Annotated in this window: 17 protein-coding genes; 11 read left to right on the top strand and 6 right to left on the bottom strand. The window is 61.6% G+C overall.

Features of this window, described 5'->3' with window-relative positions:
* Positions 1 to 19 precede the first annotated feature (19 nt).
* Entirely contained in the window at positions 20 to 562 is a 543-nt protein-coding gene (gene tssB / locus ACODTD_RS08285) for a type VI secretion system contractile sheath small subunit (RefSeq protein ID WP_007958861.1), read from the bottom strand.
* A 228-nt stretch (positions 563 to 790) separates the two neighbouring features.
* On the opposite strand from tssB, the gene ACODTD_RS08280 reads away from it, so the two are divergent.
* From ACODTD_RS08280 to tssA, 5 genes are read left to right on the top strand one after another with little or no spacing between them, the layout of a single operon-like run.
* Complete coding sequence (locus ACODTD_RS08280) at positions 791 to 1,237, top strand: hypothetical protein (protein WP_011334777.1); 447 nt, start codon at positions 791 to 793, stop codon at positions 1,235 to 1,237.
* Between the two features lie 46 nt (positions 1,238 to 1,283).
* A complete protein-coding gene (gene tssK / locus ACODTD_RS08275; protein WP_201819126.1) occupies positions 1,284 to 2,615 on the top strand; it encodes a type VI secretion system baseplate subunit TssK in 1,332 nt (443 codons plus the stop codon).
* A gap of 18 nt (positions 2,616 to 2,633) precedes the next feature.
* Positions 2,634 to 3,398 carry a DotU/TssL family secretion system protein gene (locus tag ACODTD_RS08270; protein WP_011334775.1) on the top strand — a complete coding sequence of 255 codons (765 nt, stop codon included), beginning with the start codon at positions 2,634 to 2,636 and terminating at the stop codon, positions 3,396 to 3,398.
* Entirely contained in the window at positions 3,395 to 7,216 is a 3,822-nt protein-coding gene (locus ACODTD_RS08265) for a type VI secretion system protein (RefSeq protein ID WP_489104715.1), read from the top strand. The genes ACODTD_RS08270 and ACODTD_RS08265 overlap by 4 nt, the downstream gene beginning before the upstream one ends.
* Positions 7,213 to 8,301: a type VI secretion system protein TssA gene (tssA, locus tag ACODTD_RS08260; RefSeq protein ID WP_489104714.1), complete on the top strand. Its 1,089-nt coding sequence runs from the start codon at positions 7,213 to 7,215 to the stop codon at positions 8,299 to 8,301. The genes ACODTD_RS08265 and tssA overlap by 4 nt, the downstream gene beginning before the upstream one ends.
* Here the strand turns inward: tssA and ACODTD_RS08255 are convergent.
* The 3 genes from ACODTD_RS08255 to ACODTD_RS08245 form a co-directional block, all read right to left on the bottom strand.
* Positions 8,298 to 9,266, bottom strand: coding sequence for a 2-hydroxyacid dehydrogenase (locus ACODTD_RS08255; RefSeq protein ID WP_011334772.1), 969 nt, complete (start codon positions 9,264 to 9,266; stop codon positions 8,298 to 8,300). The two genes, tssA and ACODTD_RS08255, sit on opposite strands and share 4 nt — an antisense overlap.
* 172 nt (positions 9,267 to 9,438) lie before the next feature.
* Entirely contained in the window at positions 9,439 to 9,822 is a 384-nt protein-coding gene (locus tag ACODTD_RS08250) for a tautomerase family protein (RefSeq protein WP_011334771.1), read from the bottom strand.
* A gap of 159 nt (positions 9,823 to 9,981) precedes the next feature.
* Positions 9,982 to 10,251, bottom strand: a complete 270-nt coding sequence (locus ACODTD_RS08245; RefSeq protein WP_011334770.1) for a hypothetical protein — start codon at positions 10,249 to 10,251, stop codon at positions 9,982 to 9,984.
* A 74-nt stretch (positions 10,252 to 10,325) separates the two neighbouring features.
* Here ACODTD_RS08245 and ACODTD_RS08240 point away from each other — a divergent pair, with 74 nt between their 5' ends.
* Positions 10,326 to 10,496, top strand: a complete 171-nt coding sequence (locus ACODTD_RS08240; RefSeq protein ID WP_181457877.1) for a hypothetical protein — start codon at positions 10,326 to 10,328, stop codon at positions 10,494 to 10,496.
* A 255-nt stretch (positions 10,497 to 10,751) separates the two neighbouring features.
* Positions 10,752 to 12,032, top strand: a complete 1,281-nt coding sequence (locus tag ACODTD_RS08235; protein WP_011334768.1) for an HAAAP family serine/threonine permease — start codon at positions 10,752 to 10,754, stop codon at positions 12,030 to 12,032.
* A 251-nt stretch (positions 12,033 to 12,283) separates the two neighbouring features.
* Here ACODTD_RS08235 and acnB read toward each other — a convergent pair whose 3' ends face one another.
* The gene (acnB, locus tag ACODTD_RS08230; protein WP_489104765.1) at positions 12,284 to 14,893 is read right to left on the bottom strand and encodes a bifunctional aconitate hydratase 2/2-methylisocitrate dehydratase; all 2,610 of its coding nucleotides are present in this window, start codon (positions 14,891 to 14,893) and stop codon (positions 12,284 to 12,286) included.
* 468 nt (positions 14,894 to 15,361) lie between these two features.
* Here acnB and ACODTD_RS08225 point away from each other — a divergent pair, with 468 nt between their 5' ends.
* On the top strand, positions 15,362 to 15,832 hold the full coding sequence (locus tag ACODTD_RS08225) for a DUF1289 domain-containing protein (protein WP_039767141.1): 471 nt from the start codon (positions 15,362 to 15,364) through the stop codon (positions 15,830 to 15,832).
* A gap of 45 nt (positions 15,833 to 15,877) precedes the next feature.
* On the opposite strand, the gene ACODTD_RS08220 is transcribed toward ACODTD_RS08225, so the two are convergent.
* A complete protein-coding gene (locus ACODTD_RS08220; protein ID WP_011334765.1) occupies positions 15,878 to 16,741 on the bottom strand; it encodes a universal stress protein in 864 nt (287 codons plus the stop codon).
* Positions 16,742 to 16,900: 159 nt separating this feature from the next.
* Between ACODTD_RS08220 and ACODTD_RS08215 the strand changes: the two genes are divergently transcribed.
* The 3 genes from ACODTD_RS08215 to ACODTD_RS08205 all read left to right on the top strand — a co-directional run bounded on the left by ACODTD_RS08215 (position 16,901) and on the right by ACODTD_RS08205 (position 19,644).
* Positions 16,901 to 17,509 (top strand): MiaE family protein, encoded by a 609-nt coding sequence (locus tag ACODTD_RS08215; protein WP_011334764.1) that lies wholly within the window; start codon positions 16,901 to 16,903, stop codon positions 17,507 to 17,509.
* A gap of 140 nt (positions 17,510 to 17,649) precedes the next feature.
* Positions 17,650 to 18,357: a response regulator gene (locus ACODTD_RS08210; RefSeq protein ID WP_007958821.1), complete on the top strand. Its 708-nt coding sequence runs from the start codon at positions 17,650 to 17,652 to the stop codon at positions 18,355 to 18,357.
* Positions 18,358 to 19,644: an ATP-binding protein gene (locus tag ACODTD_RS08205; RefSeq protein ID WP_285358312.1), complete on the top strand. Its 1,287-nt coding sequence runs from the start codon at positions 18,358 to 18,360 to the stop codon at positions 19,642 to 19,644.
* Positions 19,645 to 19,655: the final 11 nt, after the last annotated feature.

The raw sequence follows: 19,655 nt of genomic DNA, 5'->3' as shown, positions 1-19,655 counted from the left end.
TCCTCGGTCAGGTGGACGATCAGGCTTGCGGTTCGGCCGGAGCTTCGGCATCAGCGGCCGGGACAGCGGTGTCCGGGCGGGCCGACTTGATCTCTTGCAAGCCTTCGGTGTTGGCGATGACGTCGCGCAGCAGCTTGTCCAGATCGTCATTGCCGTCGAGTTTGGTCAGCAGGTCGCGCAGGCGCTGGCGGGCTTCGAACAGGCGCCGCAGCGGCGTGACTTGCTCCACCACCTTGACCGGGTCGAAGTCGTCGATGTGCTTGAAGTTGAGTTCGATGTTGAGCTTGCTGTCGTCGCCGCTGAGGGTGTTGTTGACTTGCAGCGTGGCGCGGGGCGCGATGGAGGCGAGGACGTCGTTGAAGTTGTCGCGGTCGATTTCGGTGAAACGGCGTTCGGTCAGTTTTGCCAATGGTTCGAGCGGCTTGCCCGAGAGGTCGGCGAGGATGCCGACCACCAGCGGCAATTCCTTTTTCTCGATGGCGTTGCCGATTTCGACGTCATAGGTGATTTGCACTCGGGGCGGGCGAACCCGGTCGAGCTTGTGCTGGGTACTTTCTGCCATGTCGGCGGACTCCGATGCGATGAGCGGGCGCAATGCATCGGGGAGGCCCGTTCATCGCTTTCCCTTGCTGGACCACAGGTTAGAAAGGGTGGCAGATGACCTGTCGTTCCTTTGACAAACCTTCCTCATTCGGCTGTAGGAACCGAACTACCCAAGACGCTAGAACAGGTCTATAAAAATGCAAGCGAAAAACTTTTTTGGACTGACTGGCGAAAAGGAAAATTCATTTTGTCTGCACGACTTTTTCTAACGTTCGGGTTTGCGCTGCTCGCCGGCTGTTCGTTTTTCGGGCCGAAAGTGGATCTCGACAGCCTGACCCTCGACGTCGCGCCCAAGGCCAATGACGACACCCCGATCGCCGTGGACTTCATCGCGGTCAACGATCCGGATCTGCTCAAGCAACTGTCGGGCATCAGTGCCCGTCAGTGGTTTGCCGAGCGCGAGCAGTATCAGCGTGACTATCGTCAGCTGATGAGCGTGTGGGGACTGGAACTGGTGCCGGGGCAATTCATCGACCGCCAGCCGTTCCCTTTGGGGGGCAAGCGGGCGGCTGGACTTTTGGTCTTCGCCAGCTATAACACTCCCGGAGCGCACCGCCTGCGGCTGGACGATCAGAGCGACGCATGGCTCAAGTTCGACAGTCGCGAGATGAGCCTGGTCAGCAAGGAAAACTGAAACACACCGTCCGCCGCCGGTTCGCGGTGCAGTCGAAGGGAGTCGTATGAGTCTGCTACCTGACGCGGTCTGCTGGCATGAAGGCATGCAATTGCTGCCCCAGCATTTTCAGTTACAGGGCCTGCGGGCCGAGGCGCTCGGCGCGCATCTGGCTCAGGCGTGCAATCCGTGGTTTTTCGGCGTCAGCCACATGGAGTTCGATCCGTCGGCGATGAGCGCCGGCGTGGTGCGGGTGCTGTCGTTGCAAGGGACGATGCCGGACGGTCTGCCGGTCAATCTGCAAGTCGGCGTCGACCCGACGCTGGAGCTGGACGTCGCTGCCGCGATCGACGCCACGGACGATGCGACGGTGACGGTCTATCTGGCGATCAGTCCGCTGTGGCGCGCCGGTCAGTTGCTGCCGCTCAAGGGGCGTCTGCAATCGGTGGTCGGCGAGGCGTTACCGGATCTCACCAGCGGCGAATTTCCTGAATCGATCACGGTGTGGCGTCCCAATCCACGGCTGTGTACGCAACTCAACAAAGCCGATTCAATCTGCCTGCCGCTGCTGAAAATCCGCAAGGAGGGCGGCGGTTTCCTGCCGTTGCCGTACACGCCGCCGACACCGGTCCTGCTGCCAGAATCCCCATTGGGTCGGCGGGTGGTCGGGCTCTGCGCGAGGGCGCGGGAGAAGTGCCTGTTTCTCGGCGGGCGATTGCGCCAGGCGCAGCAGGCCGGCAATCAGGATGACGCGCTGGAAATCCGTCGGCAGATGACGGCGTTGTGGGCGCGCTTGCCGGAGGTGGAAGGGGCGCTGATCAGCCGTGTCGCTCATCCGCAAAGCATTTATGTGCAATTGCTGGGACTCGCCGGTGCGTGGTCGGCGCTGGATCCGCTGGCGGGTGTGCCGGCTTTTGCGCCACTGGATTTTCTCGAATTGCAGCGCGGTTACGATCCGCTGCTCGACTGGCTGGAAAACACCCTGGAACTGATCCGCGCCGGTTACCGCAGCATCGCGTTCGAGCGCGGTGAGCAGAGCTTTTCCATTCAGTTGCCGGACGAGCAACCGAGCCAGCGTCTGGTCATTGGCCTGCGCATGCCCAACGGTGCCAGCGAGCAGGCGGCCGGCGAATGGCTGCGCGGCGCGATCATCGCTTCGGCGCCGCACATTGCCTTGCTCAGCCGTCAACGGATGAGCGGTCTGACGCATCAGGCCATGAGCCGCAGCGAACAGGTGGCCTACAGCGTCGGCGACGACACCCGGCTGTTCGTGGTGACCGCCGAAGGCAGCTGGTTCGACGCGCAACTGCCGCTGATGATCGCCGCGCCGGCCACCAAGCTGACCAGCAGCCCGTGGCAAGTGGTGTTGTTTGTCGCCCAGAACAGTGAACGTGCCTGATCACACAAGGAACGTCGTATGTCGCAAGGAAGTGCCGCAAGCCTCGGGTTGCAGGACGCTCCGCTGAGCAGTGCGTTCCGCCAGACGTGGCAGCAGTGGTCGCAGGACTGGAGCCAGTTGCCCAAGGACAGCGAGGACGAAGCTGCGCTGGTCGAAACCGTGGTCGAGCTCTCGACCCAGGCTTCGCAACGGCTGTGGCGCACCGCGTTTGCCCGGGTCGGCGATTCGGCGACTGAACAGGTCAAGGCGCTGGTGTATGCCTTTGTCGCACTGGTCGATGAGACCCTGCTGTTCAGCCCGTGGCCAGGCCAAAGCGCCTGGCAGGAAAAGCCCTTGGAGTCGCGACTGTACTCCAGCCGTCAGGCCGGCGAACAAGTGCCGGCGGCGATCCAGACCCTACTCGATGAACAGCAGCCCACCACCCGCGATCTGGCCAACGTGTATTTGCAGTGCCTGATCCTCGGTTTCCACGGACGCCTGCGCGGTGAGCAGGGCCAGGTGCAACGGGAAAAATGGCGGCGGGCCCTGTTCACGTTTGCCTGGCAGGACGAGGCCGATTACGCCGCTGTCAGTCAGCGACTGGTACAGCCCTCGATGGCGACACCCTTGCAGTTGCCGGTACGCACGGCGTTGCCCGATGGCTTTCGTCTGGCGCTGGGCATTCTGGCGATGATTCTGCTGCTGACCGGGCTCGGGCAGTTTCTGTGGCGTGACATCCGCCAGGAACTGGAGCCGGTGTTGCAGGCGCCCGACACGCTGGCGGCGCCGGAGCAAGACTCATGAGTACCCTGACGATCGTGGCCTGGGTGGTCGCCATCCTTCTGCTGCTGGTGATCATCGCGGTGGCGGTGTGGTGGCTGCGCACCCAGAGCGGCGCGGCGATTCGCAGTTTCTACGCCGCCGTGCGGCACATGGAGCAGGAGCAGGGCGCCCACGACCGTTATCAGATGCCGTGGCTGCTGATGCTCGGCGATGAAACCCAGGGCGCCCAGCTCGCCACTCAATGGCGTTTGCAACCCACCGACAAACCGGCGTGGTTCGGCCGTTGGTGGTCGGACTCCGAAGGCGCGGTGCTGGTGGTGCCGCAGGCGCTGTTTCTGCCGGAAGACGGCATGCACCTGCAACGCGGCGGCTGGTGGCGTCTGCTCGGGTTGATCCTGCGCCTGCGCAGCAAGCGCCCGCTGGACGGGGTGATCTGGACAGTGCCGGTCAGTCGGTTGAGCAATCTGGAGCAGGCCACGCAACTCGGTCTGGCGGCGCGTCGGCGTTTCATCGATCTGTTGCAGCGCTTTGGTCTGAGCCTGCCGGTGTACGTGGTCATCACCGGGCTGGAAGAACTGCCGGGATTTCAGGAACTGATCAGCGCGTTGCCGGACGAGGCTCGCGATCGCACCTTGGGCTGGTCGTCGCCCTATGCCCGCGATGCAGTGTGGCAGGGGCAATGGAGCGATCAGGCGCTGGATCGGCTACACCGCGCGGTGGCGGAGGCGGTGATCGAAATCGGCACCTTGTCCGGGCATTTGAGTGCGGATCTGTACGCCTTGCCGGAACGTCTGGAAACTCTGCGGCGTGGTTTGCAGAACGTGCTGGAACCGGTTTTTCAAGGCAACGCTCAGGGCGAGGCACCGTGTTTTCGTGGCGTTTACCTGACGGCCAATCAGCCGGCCGATGATGCGCTGGACGGTTTTTCTGCCGATGACAGCGGCCTGCAGCAAAGTGCGTTTGTGCGTCAGTTGTGGCGCCAGCGAATAGTCGGCGAACGTGGACTGGCCCAAGGCGTGCCGCGCCTGTTGCGCTTGCGCCAGCGCTGGCAACGAGTGACTGCCGGGGTGGCGCTGGTGGTCGGGGTGGTCTGGGCGGTGGCGATGCTCTGGGTCTGGCAGGCGTCGGTCAAGGACGCGCATGAACTGGCGCGGCTGCTGCAAGGCGCGCAGAAGAATTACGTGGCGGTGATCGATGACGAGCATCGGGTCGAGCCGACCCGGCGCAACGTGCAGAACTTCTGGCGGGTGCTGGAACGGGCGCCGCACTGGCACTACGTTTCGCTGGCCTTTCCGACGTCGTGGTTTTCCTCGCTGGACGGGCGACTCGAACAGGAAGTGTTCAGGTCGACCCAGCGCCACATGCTGCAACCGCTGCACGATCTGCTGGTCGCGGAGCTGGCGAAAATCAAGGCGATCCGCGCCACCGACCGGCGCACCAGCGTCGAAAGCGAAGACCCGGCGCAGTGGCAGAATTATCAGAAGGCCACGGATCTGGTCGAGCGAGCCTTGCGTCTGGAACAACAGAACCAGTTGTTCGCCCAAGTGCAGAACGATCAGCGGGCGCCGCTGGAAGATCTGGCGCAACTGAGCAACAGCGCGCTGTCACTCAACCTCAACGTCGGCACCTTGCCCCATGCCGCCTACTACAACCGGCTGCTGGCGGCCAGTGATGGCGGCGACTTGCAGGCGCTGGATCTGAGCGTTGAACGGCCGTTGATCGTCAGCAATTTCACCGGGCTTATGGAGCGCTGGCTCGATCAGTATTTTCTGGCCGACAACTTCGTCAGCAAGGCCGGCTACCTCAAGTTGCATCTGGAACAGCTTGAAGCCGGGAGTGGCAACAGCCTTGCCGAACTGGAAGACCTGCGCGCGCTGATCGATGACTTGCAAGCGGCGATCGCCCTGACCAACTCGACCTGGAGTCGCGGCAAGGGGCAGGAGCTGGTGCCGGGTTATCGCGAGTTTCTCGACAAGGTGCGCAAGAGTTCATTGCTCGGCCCGGCCGTGGAACAGCAGCTCGATGCGCAGGCCGGCAAGTTGCAGCAGAGTTTTCGCGATCAATGGATCGCCCAAGTGGGTTCGCGGGGCAATCTGCTGGTGCAGCAGGGCAGCGGGCAACTGGCATTGCAGGATCAGGTGGTCAAGCTCAACAACGCGGTGCAGGCGCTGTTCAAGCGTGACTTCGTTTCAATTGCCCTGCGTGCCAGCCAGGACAGCGTCAACCGGCAAGGCCAGACCGTGGATGGCGATGACCTCAACGAGTCGCTGAATTATTTCGCCAGCTACAAGAACTACGTTGCCGAAGAGCTGCCGCGCATTCCGCCGGCCTACCGTGAAGCATTGCTGCAAGCGGCCGAAACCGCCGCCGCACAGGCGATGTGGTTGAGTCTCAAGGATCATGATGATCAGACTCATCCTTACGCGGTGTTCAACGTGCAGGCGGTACAGGCGATGAACCTGCAAAAAGCCTTTATCGAAGTCCATCGCAGTGATCTGGCGGCGCGTCTGCAAGGGGCCTTGAATCGCCGGGCGATGGCGCAGATCGTTGGCGGGCTGGATGAAATCACCGCGCAGCCGCTGTTCGGTGGCCGCACGGAAATCAGCCAGTGGGACGGCTCGAAAAACCTTGGCCTGCAACTCTATGGCGCCAGCGATGTGCAGGATCTGAAGCTGAGCCTCAAGCAACAGTTCAACACCATGCTCGGCATCACCGAGCGTCGCGCCCCGGCGCTGGAATGGTTGAAGACCCAGCAGGGCAATCTGTCGGCGCTGGATTACGAGCGCGTGACCCAGTTCAGCGCGCTCAACGACGAATTGCTCAAGTACAAGGACTCCAACCCGGCCAGTTCGCCGGCGCAGATCGAGCAACTGGTCAGCCGCGACTTCATTGAAATGGACACCGGCTCCTGCGTGCAGGTGTTGCAGACCGCCAATCTGACCGGCGGGCGCGGCACCCTGGCGATGCGGGCGGTGGAGTTGCAACAGTCGGCCCTGCAACGCTGCCAGTTTCTGCAACAGCAACAGGCGGCTGCCGCGTGGAACGAACTGGCCGGCTACTTCAATCAGTACCTGGCTGACCGCTTTCCGTTCGCCAACGGCGTGCAGGCGCAGGATGCCGACCCGGCGCGGGTCCAGCACTTTCTGGAAATCATCGACAAGCGTTTGCCGGTAGCCCAGGCCGGACTGGTCCTGAGCCAGACCCCGGAGCGGCTGGCGGCGGAAGATTTTCTCAACCGGGTGAAACAGGCCAGCGTCTGGCTGACGCCGCTGTTCGTACGCGACAAGAGCGGGATTCTCGGCGTCGAGCTGGACGTGCGCTGGCGCACTGATCGCGAAGAAGAGAAGGGCGCCGATCAGGTGATTGCCTGGGGCTTGCTGGCCGGCAATCAGCAGATCAACTATCCCGCTGCCGATCAGCCGAACCTGCGCTGGATGCCCGGCCAGCCGATCCGCCTGACCCTGCGCTGGGCGCGCAACGGCAAGGAGCGTCCGGTCAACGACCCGCTGCAACCAAACCTGGTGGTGCGCGATCTGGAGGCCGGCTGGGAGTTTGGCGGGCCGTGGTCGCTGCTGCGCCTGATGCGTGCGCACTTCTCGGTACAACGCCAGCCGAGCATGGATTACACCGATTTTCCGTTGAGCCTGCGCCTGCCGGTTACCGCGCAGAATGACAGCGTGACCAGCGAATTCACCCGGATGTTCGTGCGCGTGTCGCTGATGAGCCAGGGCTCGAAACTGCCGTTGTCGATTCCGCCGTTGCCGACCCGCGCGCCGCGTTCACCGTTCCAGGTGACCGGCACCACCGCCGCCCTTGAAGCCCAGAAGGAGGATTTGTGAGCCTGCCCTCGACCCCGTTGCCGGACCTGATCGATCAGTTGCTTGCGCCCATCAGCGACGATGCGCCCTGTGGTGCGGATCTGCGTTATGAGCGCGAGTACGACCAGTTGCGCGATCTGCGCCGCGAGGACGACGCGAGTCTGCCCACGGGTGTCTGGCAGTCGACCCTGAAACGGGCCAACTGGCCGGAAGTCGAGCGGTTGACCACCACGCTATTGCTCGAGCGCAGCAAGGACCTGATGCTCAGTGCCTGGCTGGGCGAGGCCTGGCTGCATTTGCAGGCACTCGATGGACTGCCGGGCAGTCTGGCGCTGATCACCGGTCTGTGTGAGCGCTATCCCGAACATTTGCACCCGCAGGCCGGCGACGGTGACCAGTCGTGGCGGGCGATTCCGCTGGAATGGCTGGTGCGTCGCTACAGTGAAGTACTGCTGACCCGGGTGCCTTTATTTGGCGCCAACAACAGCGATTTTGAGGGCTACACCCTCGAAACCTGGCGGCGGATTCAGGTGCAGCAGGTGCAGGCCAACGACTCCAAAGGCGCTAAGGCGTCGGCCGAAACGGCGCGCAGCGAGCACAAGAAACTCATCGAGCAGGTGCGTGCCACGCCCATGGCGTTCTGGCTGCGCCATCAAGGCAATCTGCTGCTGAGCCTGCAACACCTGCAGCGTCTGGATGCCTGGTGCGATGCGTATCTGGGAGATCAGGGGCCGGGGCTCGGTCCGTTGCAGGACACCCTTCAAGCGTTGTTGACACTGGTTCAGGAGTTCATCGCCATGCACCCACAACAACCACTGTCGGCACCGCCGCCTGCGCCGGTCGCAGTCTCACCGGTTGAAGCGTCTGTCGCGGCCACGCCCGAAGCCGCGCCAGTGCCGCGCGAACCGGCCAGTCGAGAAGAGGCTTATCGGCAATTGCTGCTGATCGCCGAGTACCTGGCCCGCACCGAACCCCACAGCCCGGTGCCGTATCTGATCCGGCGCGGGGTGGAATGGGGCAACAAGCCGTTAAGCGAGCTGCTCGGCGAGCTGATTTCGGCAGACGCCGAATCCCGGCGTCTGTGGACTTTGCTCGGCGTGCTTTAGTGCACGCGCTGGTTGTTCAGTTTCGGCGGCAACTGCAGCGGCGTCAGCACCGGTTGCCCGGAGAAGAACGCCACCAGATTCTTGCCCACCAGCTCCACGGTGCCTTGAGTGGCTTCCGGTGACAGCCCGGCGACGTGCGGGGTGAGAAGCACATTGCTCAGGCTCTTCAGCGCATCGGGTACTTGCGGCTCGTGATCGAACACATCCAGCGCTGCGCCGGCAATTCGCCGTTGTTCCAGCGCGCTGATCAGATCGGCGGTGGCGATCACGCTGGCGCGGGCAATGTTGACGATAAAACCGTTGGGACCCAAAGCATCGAGCACCGGGCGGGTCACCAGATGCTGGCTGCCGATGCCGCCGGGCGTGGCGACTACCAGAAAATCCGAGGCCCGGGCCAGTTCGGTCGGGGTCGAGCAGAACGCGTAAGGCACGTCGCTGCGCACCTGACGGTTGTGGTAGCTGATCTCCATGTCGAAGCCCAGGCCCGCGCGTTTGGCAATCGCCATCCCCACCGCGCCCAGACCGAGAATGCCCAGGCGCTTGCCGGCCAGCGACGGGCGCATGATCTTCGGCCACTCGCCCCGACGCACCGCCCCATCGCAGCGCGGGATGTCGCGCACCAGCGCCAGCAGCATCGCCATGGCGTGGTCGGCCACCGACGAAGCGTTGACGCCGGCGCCGTTGGTCACGGTCAGCCCACGGTCACTGGCGGCCTGCAGGTCGACCTGCTCGTAACCGGCGCCGATCACGCAGATGATTTTCAGCGCGGGCAAGGCCGCGATTTCTTCAGCATATAAGCCCAGCGGGCCACGGGTCAGTACCGCGTCGATCCGCGCCCCGTGGGTGGCGATGGCTTGCGCGCGTTCGGCTGGGGTCGGCGCGAGAATCAGGTGAAAACCCTGACGTTCGAGGATCGGCAAATAGTCATTGATGGTTTCAACCAGTACCAGAACGGTGGCGGGCATTGCTCGGCTCCTGTGATCGTCGGTCTTCGGGCGCAAAAGTCGGTTCAGAGTGCTGATTCCAGAGCGGTTTGGCAATGGCTGGCGCGGCCCCGCATCAGGCAGTGTAGGAGCTGACGCGGGGAGTGCGCGGGTGCTTCGTCAGAAGGTGATGTCGGCGCCGGTGGTCACAGGATCAGGTCACGTACTGGGCGATGCCGTTGCCGAACGACCAGTTCTCTTTTTTCACCTCCACCAGATTGATGAACACATCCTCCTGACGCACGGCCAGTTGCTGGTTCAGGTTGCGCGCGATGGTCTGGAACAGCCGTTGTTTCATTTCCACGGTGCGGCCTTCGCTGATGGTCAGCTGGATGAACACGATGCCGTCGCTGCGCTTGATCCCCAGGTATTGCGGGTCATAGACGAAGTGCTGGTCGTCGTGCTCGGCCAGCACCTGGAAATTGTCGTGTTCCGGCACATTGATCTCGCTGCGCAGGGCGGCGTAGATCACTTCGCCAATGCGTTTGGCGAACGTCGGGTCCGGGTTTTTCTTGATGTCGACGCGGACGAGAGGCATGGGATGGCTCCACAGGCGAGGGGGCTGGACGGGTATGTCGGTCAATTCGCCATTGGGTATAGCCGAAAAATGCCAGTCGGTGAGGTTGTTTAAAAACGTTAGGAAATGGACGCACCGTCCTGCGGGATTTACGGATGTTGCCTACGAGTGCTGCCGGACTCATCCGCTATACGGCAGGGTGAGAAGCGCGGAATTATAGAGAGCAGGGCGGGATGCGTTCTTCATGACGAAGCAGTAATCCGGACGGAAATAGCCATCAGCCAGGGAAGGCCAATGCTTCAGAACAACCGCGAAAACCTGGAACTCGACAGGCTGCATAACGAAACGCGAAAACTGATAGCTGAGCGGCAGAAGCTTCTGGCGGAACTTGGGAGACGTATTTTTATCCAGTCGCGGTGGTGGCCGGCGTGTTGACGGCAAGCGCGGCATTGGCAGGCGTCTTTTTCAAGTTTTGAGCGTTCGTTTTCGCAATCTTCAGACACATGACCCAAAAGGAAATCCATATGAGCACCTATGACGCCAAAGCCAGAATGGAACAACTGGAACGCGAACACGATGAGTGGGCCGAAAAAATACGCATCAAAAACAGGAAAGAAATGCGCCCGATCTGGGGGTTGATGGGTCTGGGCATCTTTTGCATGTTCCTCGGCTTCATATTGGCCCGATCGATCTGATCGGGCTTTCCCATGGCTCATTCGGCGCCGGTGCATGTCATAAAACGACATGTCGCGTATCTGGCGCCGACAGGATTTTTCCTGAAAACGACAAGCCTCCGATCTGATCCGTACAACCATTCCTCAGCTAAGTCTTTGCTTCTGCTCATTTATCGCGGAGAATCGCGCCCCTGTTTCGGCCGGAGCATGTCTGTCGGTTTTTTCCGACGCGTCCTGACCGAGTGGCAAGTGACCGGAATGCGGAGATCCGACCGGATGAATGATCAGGCCAATAGCGTCGAACAACGCTTTGAGGCGGCAGCACCAGCCGAACTGTCGAGCTGGAATCGCCATGACACTACCTGGATGTTGGGACTGTTTGGGACGGCCATCGGCGCCGGTACCCTGTTTTTGCCGATCAACGCAGGTCTGGGTGGCTTCTGGCCGCTGGTGATCCTCGCGCTGCTGGCCTTCCCGATGACGTTTTACGCACACCGCGGCCTGACCCGCTTCGTGCTTTCCGGTCGCGAAGGCGCCGACATCACAGACGTGGTGGAACAGCATTTCGGCATCAAGGCCGGCGCGCTGATCACCCTGCTGTACTTCTTCGCTATCTTCCCGATCCTGCTGATCTACAGCGTTGGCCTGACCAACACGGTCGCCAGTTTCCTCGAGCACCAACTGCACATCACGCAGCCACCGCGCGCGCTGCTGTCGTTCGTGCTGATTCTCGGCCTGCTGGCCGTGGTGCGCTGCGGCGAGCAAGTGATCGTCAAGGCCATGAGCCTTATGGTGTATCCGTTCATCGTCGCGCTGCTGTTCCTGGCGGTGTATCTGATTCCGCACTGGAACGGCGGCATCCTGACCACCGCTTCGCAAGTGCCGGCGCCGTCGGCGCTGCTGCACACGCTGTGGCTGGCGATTCCGGTGATGGTGTTCTCGTTCAACCACTCGCCGATCATCTCGGCGTTTGCGGTGGACCAGAAGCGTCGATACGGCGTCCACGCGGATGAGCGTAGCTCGCAGATACTGTCCCGCGCCCATCTGTTGATGGTGGTGATGGTGCTGTTCTTCGTCTTCAGCTGCGTACTGACCCTGTCGCCGGAGCAACTGGCGCAAGCCAAGGCGCAGAACCTGTCGATCCTGTCGTACCTGGCCAACCACTTCAGCAACCCGACCATCGCGTTCGCGGCGCCGCTGATTGCGTTTGTGGCGATCTCCAAGTCGTTCCTCGGCCACTACATCGGTGCCAGCGAAGGCCTGAAGGGCTTGATCGTCAAGAGCGGCAAGCGTCCGGGCGCCAAGGCGCTGGACCGCATCGTGGCGGCGTTCATGCTGGTGGTGTGCTGGATCGTGGCGACCCTGAACCCGAGCATCCTCGGCATGATCGAAACCATCGGTGGCCCGGTCATCGCGGCGATCCTGTTCCTGATGCCGATGTACGCGATCCGCAAAGTGCCGGCGATGGCCCGTTATCGTGGGCAGATGTCGAACGTGTTTGTCACCGCAGTGGGGCTGGTGGCGATTTCGGCGTTGATCTACTCGCTGACTGCTTGAGGTTCAACACAGGATCCCGTTTGATCTTGTGAAACAGAAAGGCCGACCTGCCTCGCAGGTCGGCCTTTTTTGTGCCTGCACAGCATTGATTGATCGTTCCCACGCTCTGCGTGGGAATGCCTCTTGTGACGCTCTGCGTCACGGTTCAGGACGCAGAGCGTCCCACGCAGAGCGTGGGAACGATCAACGCGGAGGCATAAAAAAACGCCGCTCATCTTACGATGGGCGGCGTTCTTCATTGCGTTGCAGCGTTAGGCTTGAACGACAGGGATCTTGGCGTTCGCAGCAGCTTCACGGAACTCGGCAATCTGGTCGAAGGACAGGTAGCGGTAAACGTCGGCCGCCATGCTGTCGATCTTGCCAGCGTATTCCATGTACTCCTCGACGGTCGGCAGGCGACCCAGGATCGAAGCAACGGACGCCAGCTCGGCCGAGGCCAGGTAGACGTTCGCGCCGTCGCCCAGACGGTTCGGGAAGTTACGGGTCGAGGTCGACACCACGGTGCTGTTCGGCTCAACGCGTGCCTGGTTACCCATGCACAGCGAGCAGCCTGGCATTTCCATGCGGGCGCCGGCCTTGCCGTAGATGCCGTAGTAGCCTTCTTCGGTCAGTTGGTGAGCGTCCATCTTGGTCGGTGGCGACAGCCACAGACGGGTTGGCAGCTGACCCTTGACCTGATCCAGCAGTTTACCGGCAGCGCGGAAGTGACCGATGTTGGTCATGCACGAACCGATGAACACCTCGTCGATCTTCTCGCCAGCAACGCTGGACAGCAGACGGGCGTCGTCCGGGTCGTTCGGCGCGCACAGTACAGGCTCGCTGATGTCGGCCAGATCGATTTCGATGACTTCGGCGTATTCGGCGTCGGCATCGGCTTCCATCAGTTGCGGGTTGGCGATCCAGGCTTCCATCGCTTGAGCACGACGCTCCAGGGTACGCGCATCGCCGTAGCCTTCGCCGATCATCCAGCGCAGCAGGGTGATGTTGGACTGCAGGTACTCGGTGATCGACTCTTTCGACAGCTTGATGGTGCAACCGGCAGCCGAACGTTCGGCCGAGGCGTCGGACAGTTCGAACGCCTGTTCCAGGGTCAGACCTTCCAGGCCTTCGATTTCCAGGATGCGGCCGGAGAAGGCGTTTTTCTTGCCTTTCTTCTCGACGGTCAGCAGACCGTTCTGGATGGCGAAGTAGGGGATGGCATGAACCAGGTCACGCAGGGTGATGCCAGGTTTCATTTTGCCTTTGAAGCGCACCAGGATCGACTCCGGCATGTCCAGCGGCATGACGCCGGTGGCAGCGGCGAACGCGACCAGACCGGAACCGGCCGGGAACGAGATGCCCATCGGGAATCGGGTGTGCGAGTCACCACCGGTACCGACGGTGTCCGGCAGCAGCATGCGGTTCAGCCACGAGTGGATGATGCCGTCGCCCGGACGCAGGGAAACACCGCCGCGGGTCATGATGAAGTCAGGCAGGGTGTGGTGGGTGGTCACGTCGATCGGCTTTGGATAAGCCGCGGTGTGGCAGAAGGACTGCATCACCAGATCAGCGGAGAAGCCCAGGCACGCCAGGTCTTTCAGTTCGTCACGGGTCATTGGACCGGTGGTGTCCTGAGAACCTACGGTGGTCATCTTCGGTTCGCAGTAGGTGCCAGGACGAACGCCTTTGCCTTCTGCCATACCGCAAGCCTTGCCGACCATTTTCTGCGCCAGGGTGAAGCCCTTGGTGCTTTCAGCCGGTGCTTCCGGCTTCTTGAACAGGTCGAACGCTGGCAGACCCAGTTCGGCGCGAGCCTTCTCGGTCAGGCCACGGCCGATGATCAGCGGGATACGGCCGCCGGCGCGGACTTCGTCCAGCAGGACCGGGGTCTTCATTTCGAAGGTGGTGATGACTTCGTCGGTACCGTGCTTGCAGACTTTGCCAGCGTGCGGGTACAGGTCGATCACGTCGCCCATGTTCATGTTCGATACGTCGAACTCGATTGGCAGTGCGCCGGCATCTTCCATGGTGTTGTAGAAGATCGGGGCAATTTTGCTGCCGAAGCAGAAACCGCCAGCGCGCTTGTTCGGCACGTAAGGGATGTCGTCGCCGAAGAACCACAGCACCGAGTTGGTCGCCGATTTACGCGAGGAACCGGTACCGACCACGTCACCGACGTAGGCGATAGGGAAGCCCTGGCCGCGCATTTCTTCGATCTGCTTCATCGGGCCGGTCTTGCCTTGCTCGTCCGGAACGATACCGTCACGGGCCATTTTCAGCATGGCCAGGGCGTGCAGCGGGATGTCAGGACGCGACCAGGCGTCTGGAGCAGGGGACAGGTCGTCGGTGTTGGTTTCGCCGGTGACCTTGAAGACGCGCAGGCTGATCTTGTCGGCCAGTACAGGGCGCTTCTTGAACCACTCGCCGTCAGCCCAGGATTGCAGCACGGCCTTGGCGTGAACGTTGCCGTTCTTGGCTTTTTCAGCCACGTCGTGGAAGGCATCGAACATCAGCAGGGTGTGCTTGAGTTCTTCGGCGGCCACTGGCGCCAGCTCGGCGTTGTCCAGCAGTTCAACCAGGGTCACGATGTTGTAGCCGCCCTGCATGGTGCCGAGCAGTTCTACAGCGCGCTTCTTGTCCAGCAGAGGGGAGGAGACTTCGCCCTTGGCCAGTGCGGAGAGGAAACCGGCCTTGACGTAGGCGGCTTCGTCCACTCCTGGTGGTACGCGATTGGTGATCAGGTCAACGAGGAAAGCTTCTTCGCCAGCCGGAGGATTCTTCAGCAGCTCGACCAGGCCTGCAGTTTGTTCGGCGTTAAGCGGCTGGGGAACGATACCCAGGGCTGCACGCTCTTCGATATGTTTGCGGTAGGCTTCAAGCACAGTTATTACCCTCATCAGTGGTCCCAAATGGGTGTCCGGGACGCTCATCCCGAAATGCTCGTACTCATGCGCTGCGTGGCGTTGTGGGCCGCTTAGCCAGAATTACCGGGCATTCCTTACAGAAGCTGCTTTCAAAGTTTTACGCCTGCAGAACGGGGAGCTGATGAGGGTTGGCGTTGGGCTTTTCCCCGCTGGAAAAACCTTACGCCAACACCGCTCTGAAGGAACGACTGTGCTCGTGACGCTTTGAAAACAGCTTCTAACGGACATTGGCGCCTAAAAAGGCTGGCTGATTCTACGGCAAAAAAAATTTAAAGGTAAGTCGCGCTCTATTGGACTTTGGTGGCGTTGTGCGCGGCTCGGGCAAACCTTGATCCAGCGCTTGCCCCTGACGTTTGAGGGGTGATGAATGGCGGACAAAGGGCTAACATGCCGACCTGTTCCGCGTTTCAAGTGTTCTGCCCATTTATGCCCAATCAGACCATCAAGACCCCCTGCGTCGGCCTCTGCTCCACCGTTTACGGTGATCTGGTGTGCCGTGGCTGCAAGCGTTTCCACCACGAAGTGATCCATTGGAACGGTTACAACGAGGAAGAAAAGCGTGCGGTGTGGCTGCGTCTTGAACAATTGCTGTCACAAGTGATGGCGAGCAAGGTCGAGGTCTTCGACCCGGCGCGCCTGCGTCTGCAACTGGAACAGCGCAAGATCCGCTTCGTGCCGCATCAGTCGGAATATTGCTGGGCGTATCAGCTGATCGCCCGGGGCGCGCGGGTGATCATTAATCTGGAAGCCTACGGAATGGTATTGCTGCCGGAGTTTCGCGACTGGAACCTGCCGGAACTGCGCGATGCCATTGATCGGGAATTTTTCCTGCTGTCGGAAGCGCACTATCAGCGCTACATCGCACCCGGATTTCTGAAGGATGCGCTGGGCGACTGAGCATTACCTGTGGCGAACGTGCTCGCCACAGGATGACAACAATGCTTAATGTTTCACCGCCAACTCCACCAAATGGTCTTCAACCTCCTGGGGTTTGAGCACCAGCACATCACTCTCCAGCTGATCCAGCACCTGTTCGGCCGTGTTGCCGATCAAGGCACCGGATACGCCACTGCGCGCCACGGTGCCAATCACGGTCACCGCCGCCTGCAGCTTGTGCGCCATGAACGGAATCAACACGTCCGCCGGACCTTCCTCGACATGCAAATGCTCGTCATCGATGTCGAACTCAGCCTGAAACGCCCGGCATTGCTCGCGATAGCGTGCCTCTATGGTTTCCTTGAGCTGGAAGGTCGGGTCGGCCGCCGACAGCATCGGCGACGGATGAGCGGTAATCACGTGAAGATGCCCTTTGGCCAGGCTGGCAATGTCGAATCCATGGTCGATGATCGTGGTGTGCAGATGACGATGTTCGCCATCGGCATTGCCCACGTCGACGGCCGCCAGAATCACCTTGTCCTTCCACGAACCGGCGGTCTTCACCAGCAGCACCGGAGTAGGGCAGTGGCGCAGCAGTTTCCAGTCCGCCGGGGTCAGCAGGGCCTTTTTCAACGGGCTGTCGGGGAAGTGCTGCTTGATCACCAGCCCGCAGCCTTCAGCCTGCTGCACATCGATGATGGTTTCGTGCAGGCTCTCGTTCCACGCCTGTTCGGTGGTGACGCTGTAGCCGTCCGCCAAAAGCGCGGCCTTGAGCACGCTGAGCATGCCGGCGTGATCGTGCTTCTTGTCGCAGACCAGCAGGTGCAGATGGGCCTGGGTCACCCCGGCGATCAGTTTGGCGCGCTTGAGCGCCAGGCTTTCCGCGTGTTCGGGTTCGATGACCACCAGAATGCTGCGAATGGCTTGCATGAGTGAGTCTCCAGCAATGAAAAGGCACGGCGTTGCACAACTATAGTTGCTGCGCATCCGTCTGCGACTTGATGCATATCAACGCGCGCGGCTGGTGGTCTGCGGGCAGGCCGGTATAATCGGCGCCCTTCGCTCGAACACCTTTTGACCGTGAGCCCCATGATCCTTCCCGAAATCCACGAATTCCTTGGTTGCCGCACGCCTGACGCCTGGGTTCAGGCCGCGCTGGCCGATCAGGAAACCCTGCTGATCGACCACAAGAACTGCGAGTTCAAGGCCGCCAGCACCGCGTTGAGCCTGATCGCCAAGTACCATTCCCACGTCGATCTGATCAACATGATGTCGCGTCTGGCCCGGGAAGAACTGGTGCACCACGAGCAGGTGATGCGCATCATGAAGCGACGCAAGATCGAACTGCGCCAGCTCCACGCCGGCCGTTATGCCTCGAGCCTGCGCAAAGTGGTGCGCAGCCATGAACCGGTGAAACTGGTCGACACCCTGGTGGTCGGCGCCTTTATCGAAGCGCGCAGTTGCGAGCGATTCGAAGCGCTGGTGCCGCATCTGGACGAAGAACTCGGCAAGTTCTACTTCGGCCTGCTGAAAAGCGAGGCCCGGCATTTCCAGGGTTACCTGAAACTGGCCTACCAGTACGGTGACGCCAAGGACATCGCCCAGGTGATCGAGAGAGTCCGCGCCGCCGAGCAGGACCTGATCGAGTCGCCGGACGAGGAATTCCGTTTCCACAGCGGTGTACCCGTCGCGGCATGAATTGTTAAAAACTCTTAAGAGTATGAAACTTCAACGAAAACCGGCCCCGGAGGCCGGTTTTTGCTGCCTGCGATAAACGTCTCGCCATTGAATGCCCGCATAATGTCGCCCACTTCACAAAGCGGTTGGCGGCGGTTGTTATGGATAACCTGGGTTTTGGCAGAGTCCTGCTGGTGGAAGACGATGAGCGGCTGGCCGCGCTGATCGCCCACTTTCTCGAACAACACGGCTACGAGGTGCGCACGGTGCATCGCGGCGATCTGGCCGTGGCCGCGTTTCTCGAATTCAAGCCCAAGGTGGTGGTGCTCGACCTGATGCTGCCGGGGCAGAGCGGCCTGCACGTGTGCCGGGAAATCCGCAGCGTGTCGGACACGCCGATTGTCATCCTGACGGCCAAGGAAGACGACCTCGACCATATTCTGGGCCTGGAGTCCGGGGCCGACGACTACGTGATCAAACCGATCAAGCCGCCCGTCCTGCTCGCGCGCCTGCGTGCCCTGCAGCGCCGGCAAGTCCCGGAAAGCGGCGTAGTGAGTTCGCTGGAGTTCGGCAACCTGATCATTGATCGCAGTTGCCGCGAAGTGCGTCTGGCGGGCGAGCTGATCGAGCTGACCACCATGGAATTCGAGCTGCTGTGGCTGCTGGCCAGCGCTGCCGGCAAGATCCTGTCGCGCGATGACATCCTCAACCGCATGCGCGGCATCGCGTTCGATGGCCTCAATCGCAGCGTCGACGTGTACATCAGCAAGTTGCGCAACAAACTCAAGGACAACCCTCGCGAACCGGTGTGCATCAAGACCGTGTGGGGCAAGGGGTACCTGTTCAATCCGTTCGCGTGGGAGTTGTAGATGCTGCGGTTATTTCTCGGGCTGTTTCTGGTGATGACGGTCGGGCTGGTGGCGGCGCTGCAAACCGTCGAACACACCTTCAACGCGTTGCTCGACAATCAGATGCAGGCCTACAACCGTGAGGCGGTACGCGGACAGGCGTGGTCGCTGATCGAACACATGCGCGACCAGCAGGGCTCAGCGCGCGAGGCGCAACTGGAGGCGTTACGGCCGCACTACGGGCTGACGCTGAGCCTGGTCGAGGCTGACCAACTGAACCTCAACGATCAGGAGAAAGCCGAACTGGCCCAGGATCTGCTGGTGATCCGCGATGACTACACCCAGTTCATCAGCAACATCGACGGTGGTTCGCAGTTGCTCAGCATCAAGCTGCCTCCCGAGCCGAGCCTGATGCCGTTCTACATTGCCGGGGCCTACCTGATGCTGGCCGTGCTGCTCGGCATCGTCCTGTACTTCTGGGTTCGCCCGCACTGGCGCGATCTGGAAAAGCTGCGCCTGGCCGCCGAGCGCTTCGGCGACAACGATCTTTCGGTGCGGATCCAGCTGTCCAAACGCTCGAACATCCGCGACCTGGCCGGCCACTTCAACCTGATGGCGGCGCGCATCGAAGGCCTGATCGCCAATCAGCGCGAACTGACCAACGCGGTCTCCCACGAACTGCGCACGCCGATTGCCCGGTTGTCGTTCGAGCTCGATCAGCTCAAGCAGCAACCGGACGCCAGCCAGAACCGCGAACTGATCGCCGACATGTACGCCGACCTCGGCGAGCTGGAAGAAATGGTCTCCGAACTGCTGACCTACGCCAGCCTCGAGCGCGGCGCGACGGTGATCACCCGCGAAAACATTCAGGCTGCCAACTGGCTCGACAGCGTGGTCGGCAGCGTGGCGCTGGAAGCCGAGGCGGCCGGGGTGCAGCTGTTGATCGTAGATTGCCGGGTCGACGAAGTGCGGATCGAACCGCGTTTCATGGCGCGTGCGGTGATCAATCTGCTGCGCAATGCCATCCGGTATGCCGAGCAGCGGGTCGAGGTGTCGCTGGTGCGCGTTGGCGATCAATACGAAGTGCAGGTCAACGACGACGGGCCGGGTGTGCCGCTGGCAGGGCGGGAGAAAATCTTCGAACCGTTCTCGCGTCTGGACGCCAGCCGTGACCGCCGCACGGGCGGCTTCGGCCTCGGCCTGGCGCTGGTGCGGCGGGTGTCGCAATCCCATGGCGGGCAGGTCGAGGTCGGCGACTCGCCGTGGGGCGGCGCTTCGTTCCGCATGACCTGGGCGCATCTGGATTGATGAGTCTCCCT

Source organism: Pseudomonas sp. FG35, assembly GCF_057809295.1.
Note: the sequence above shows the minus strand (reverse complement) of the source record. Positions and strands in the feature narration are given on the sequence as shown.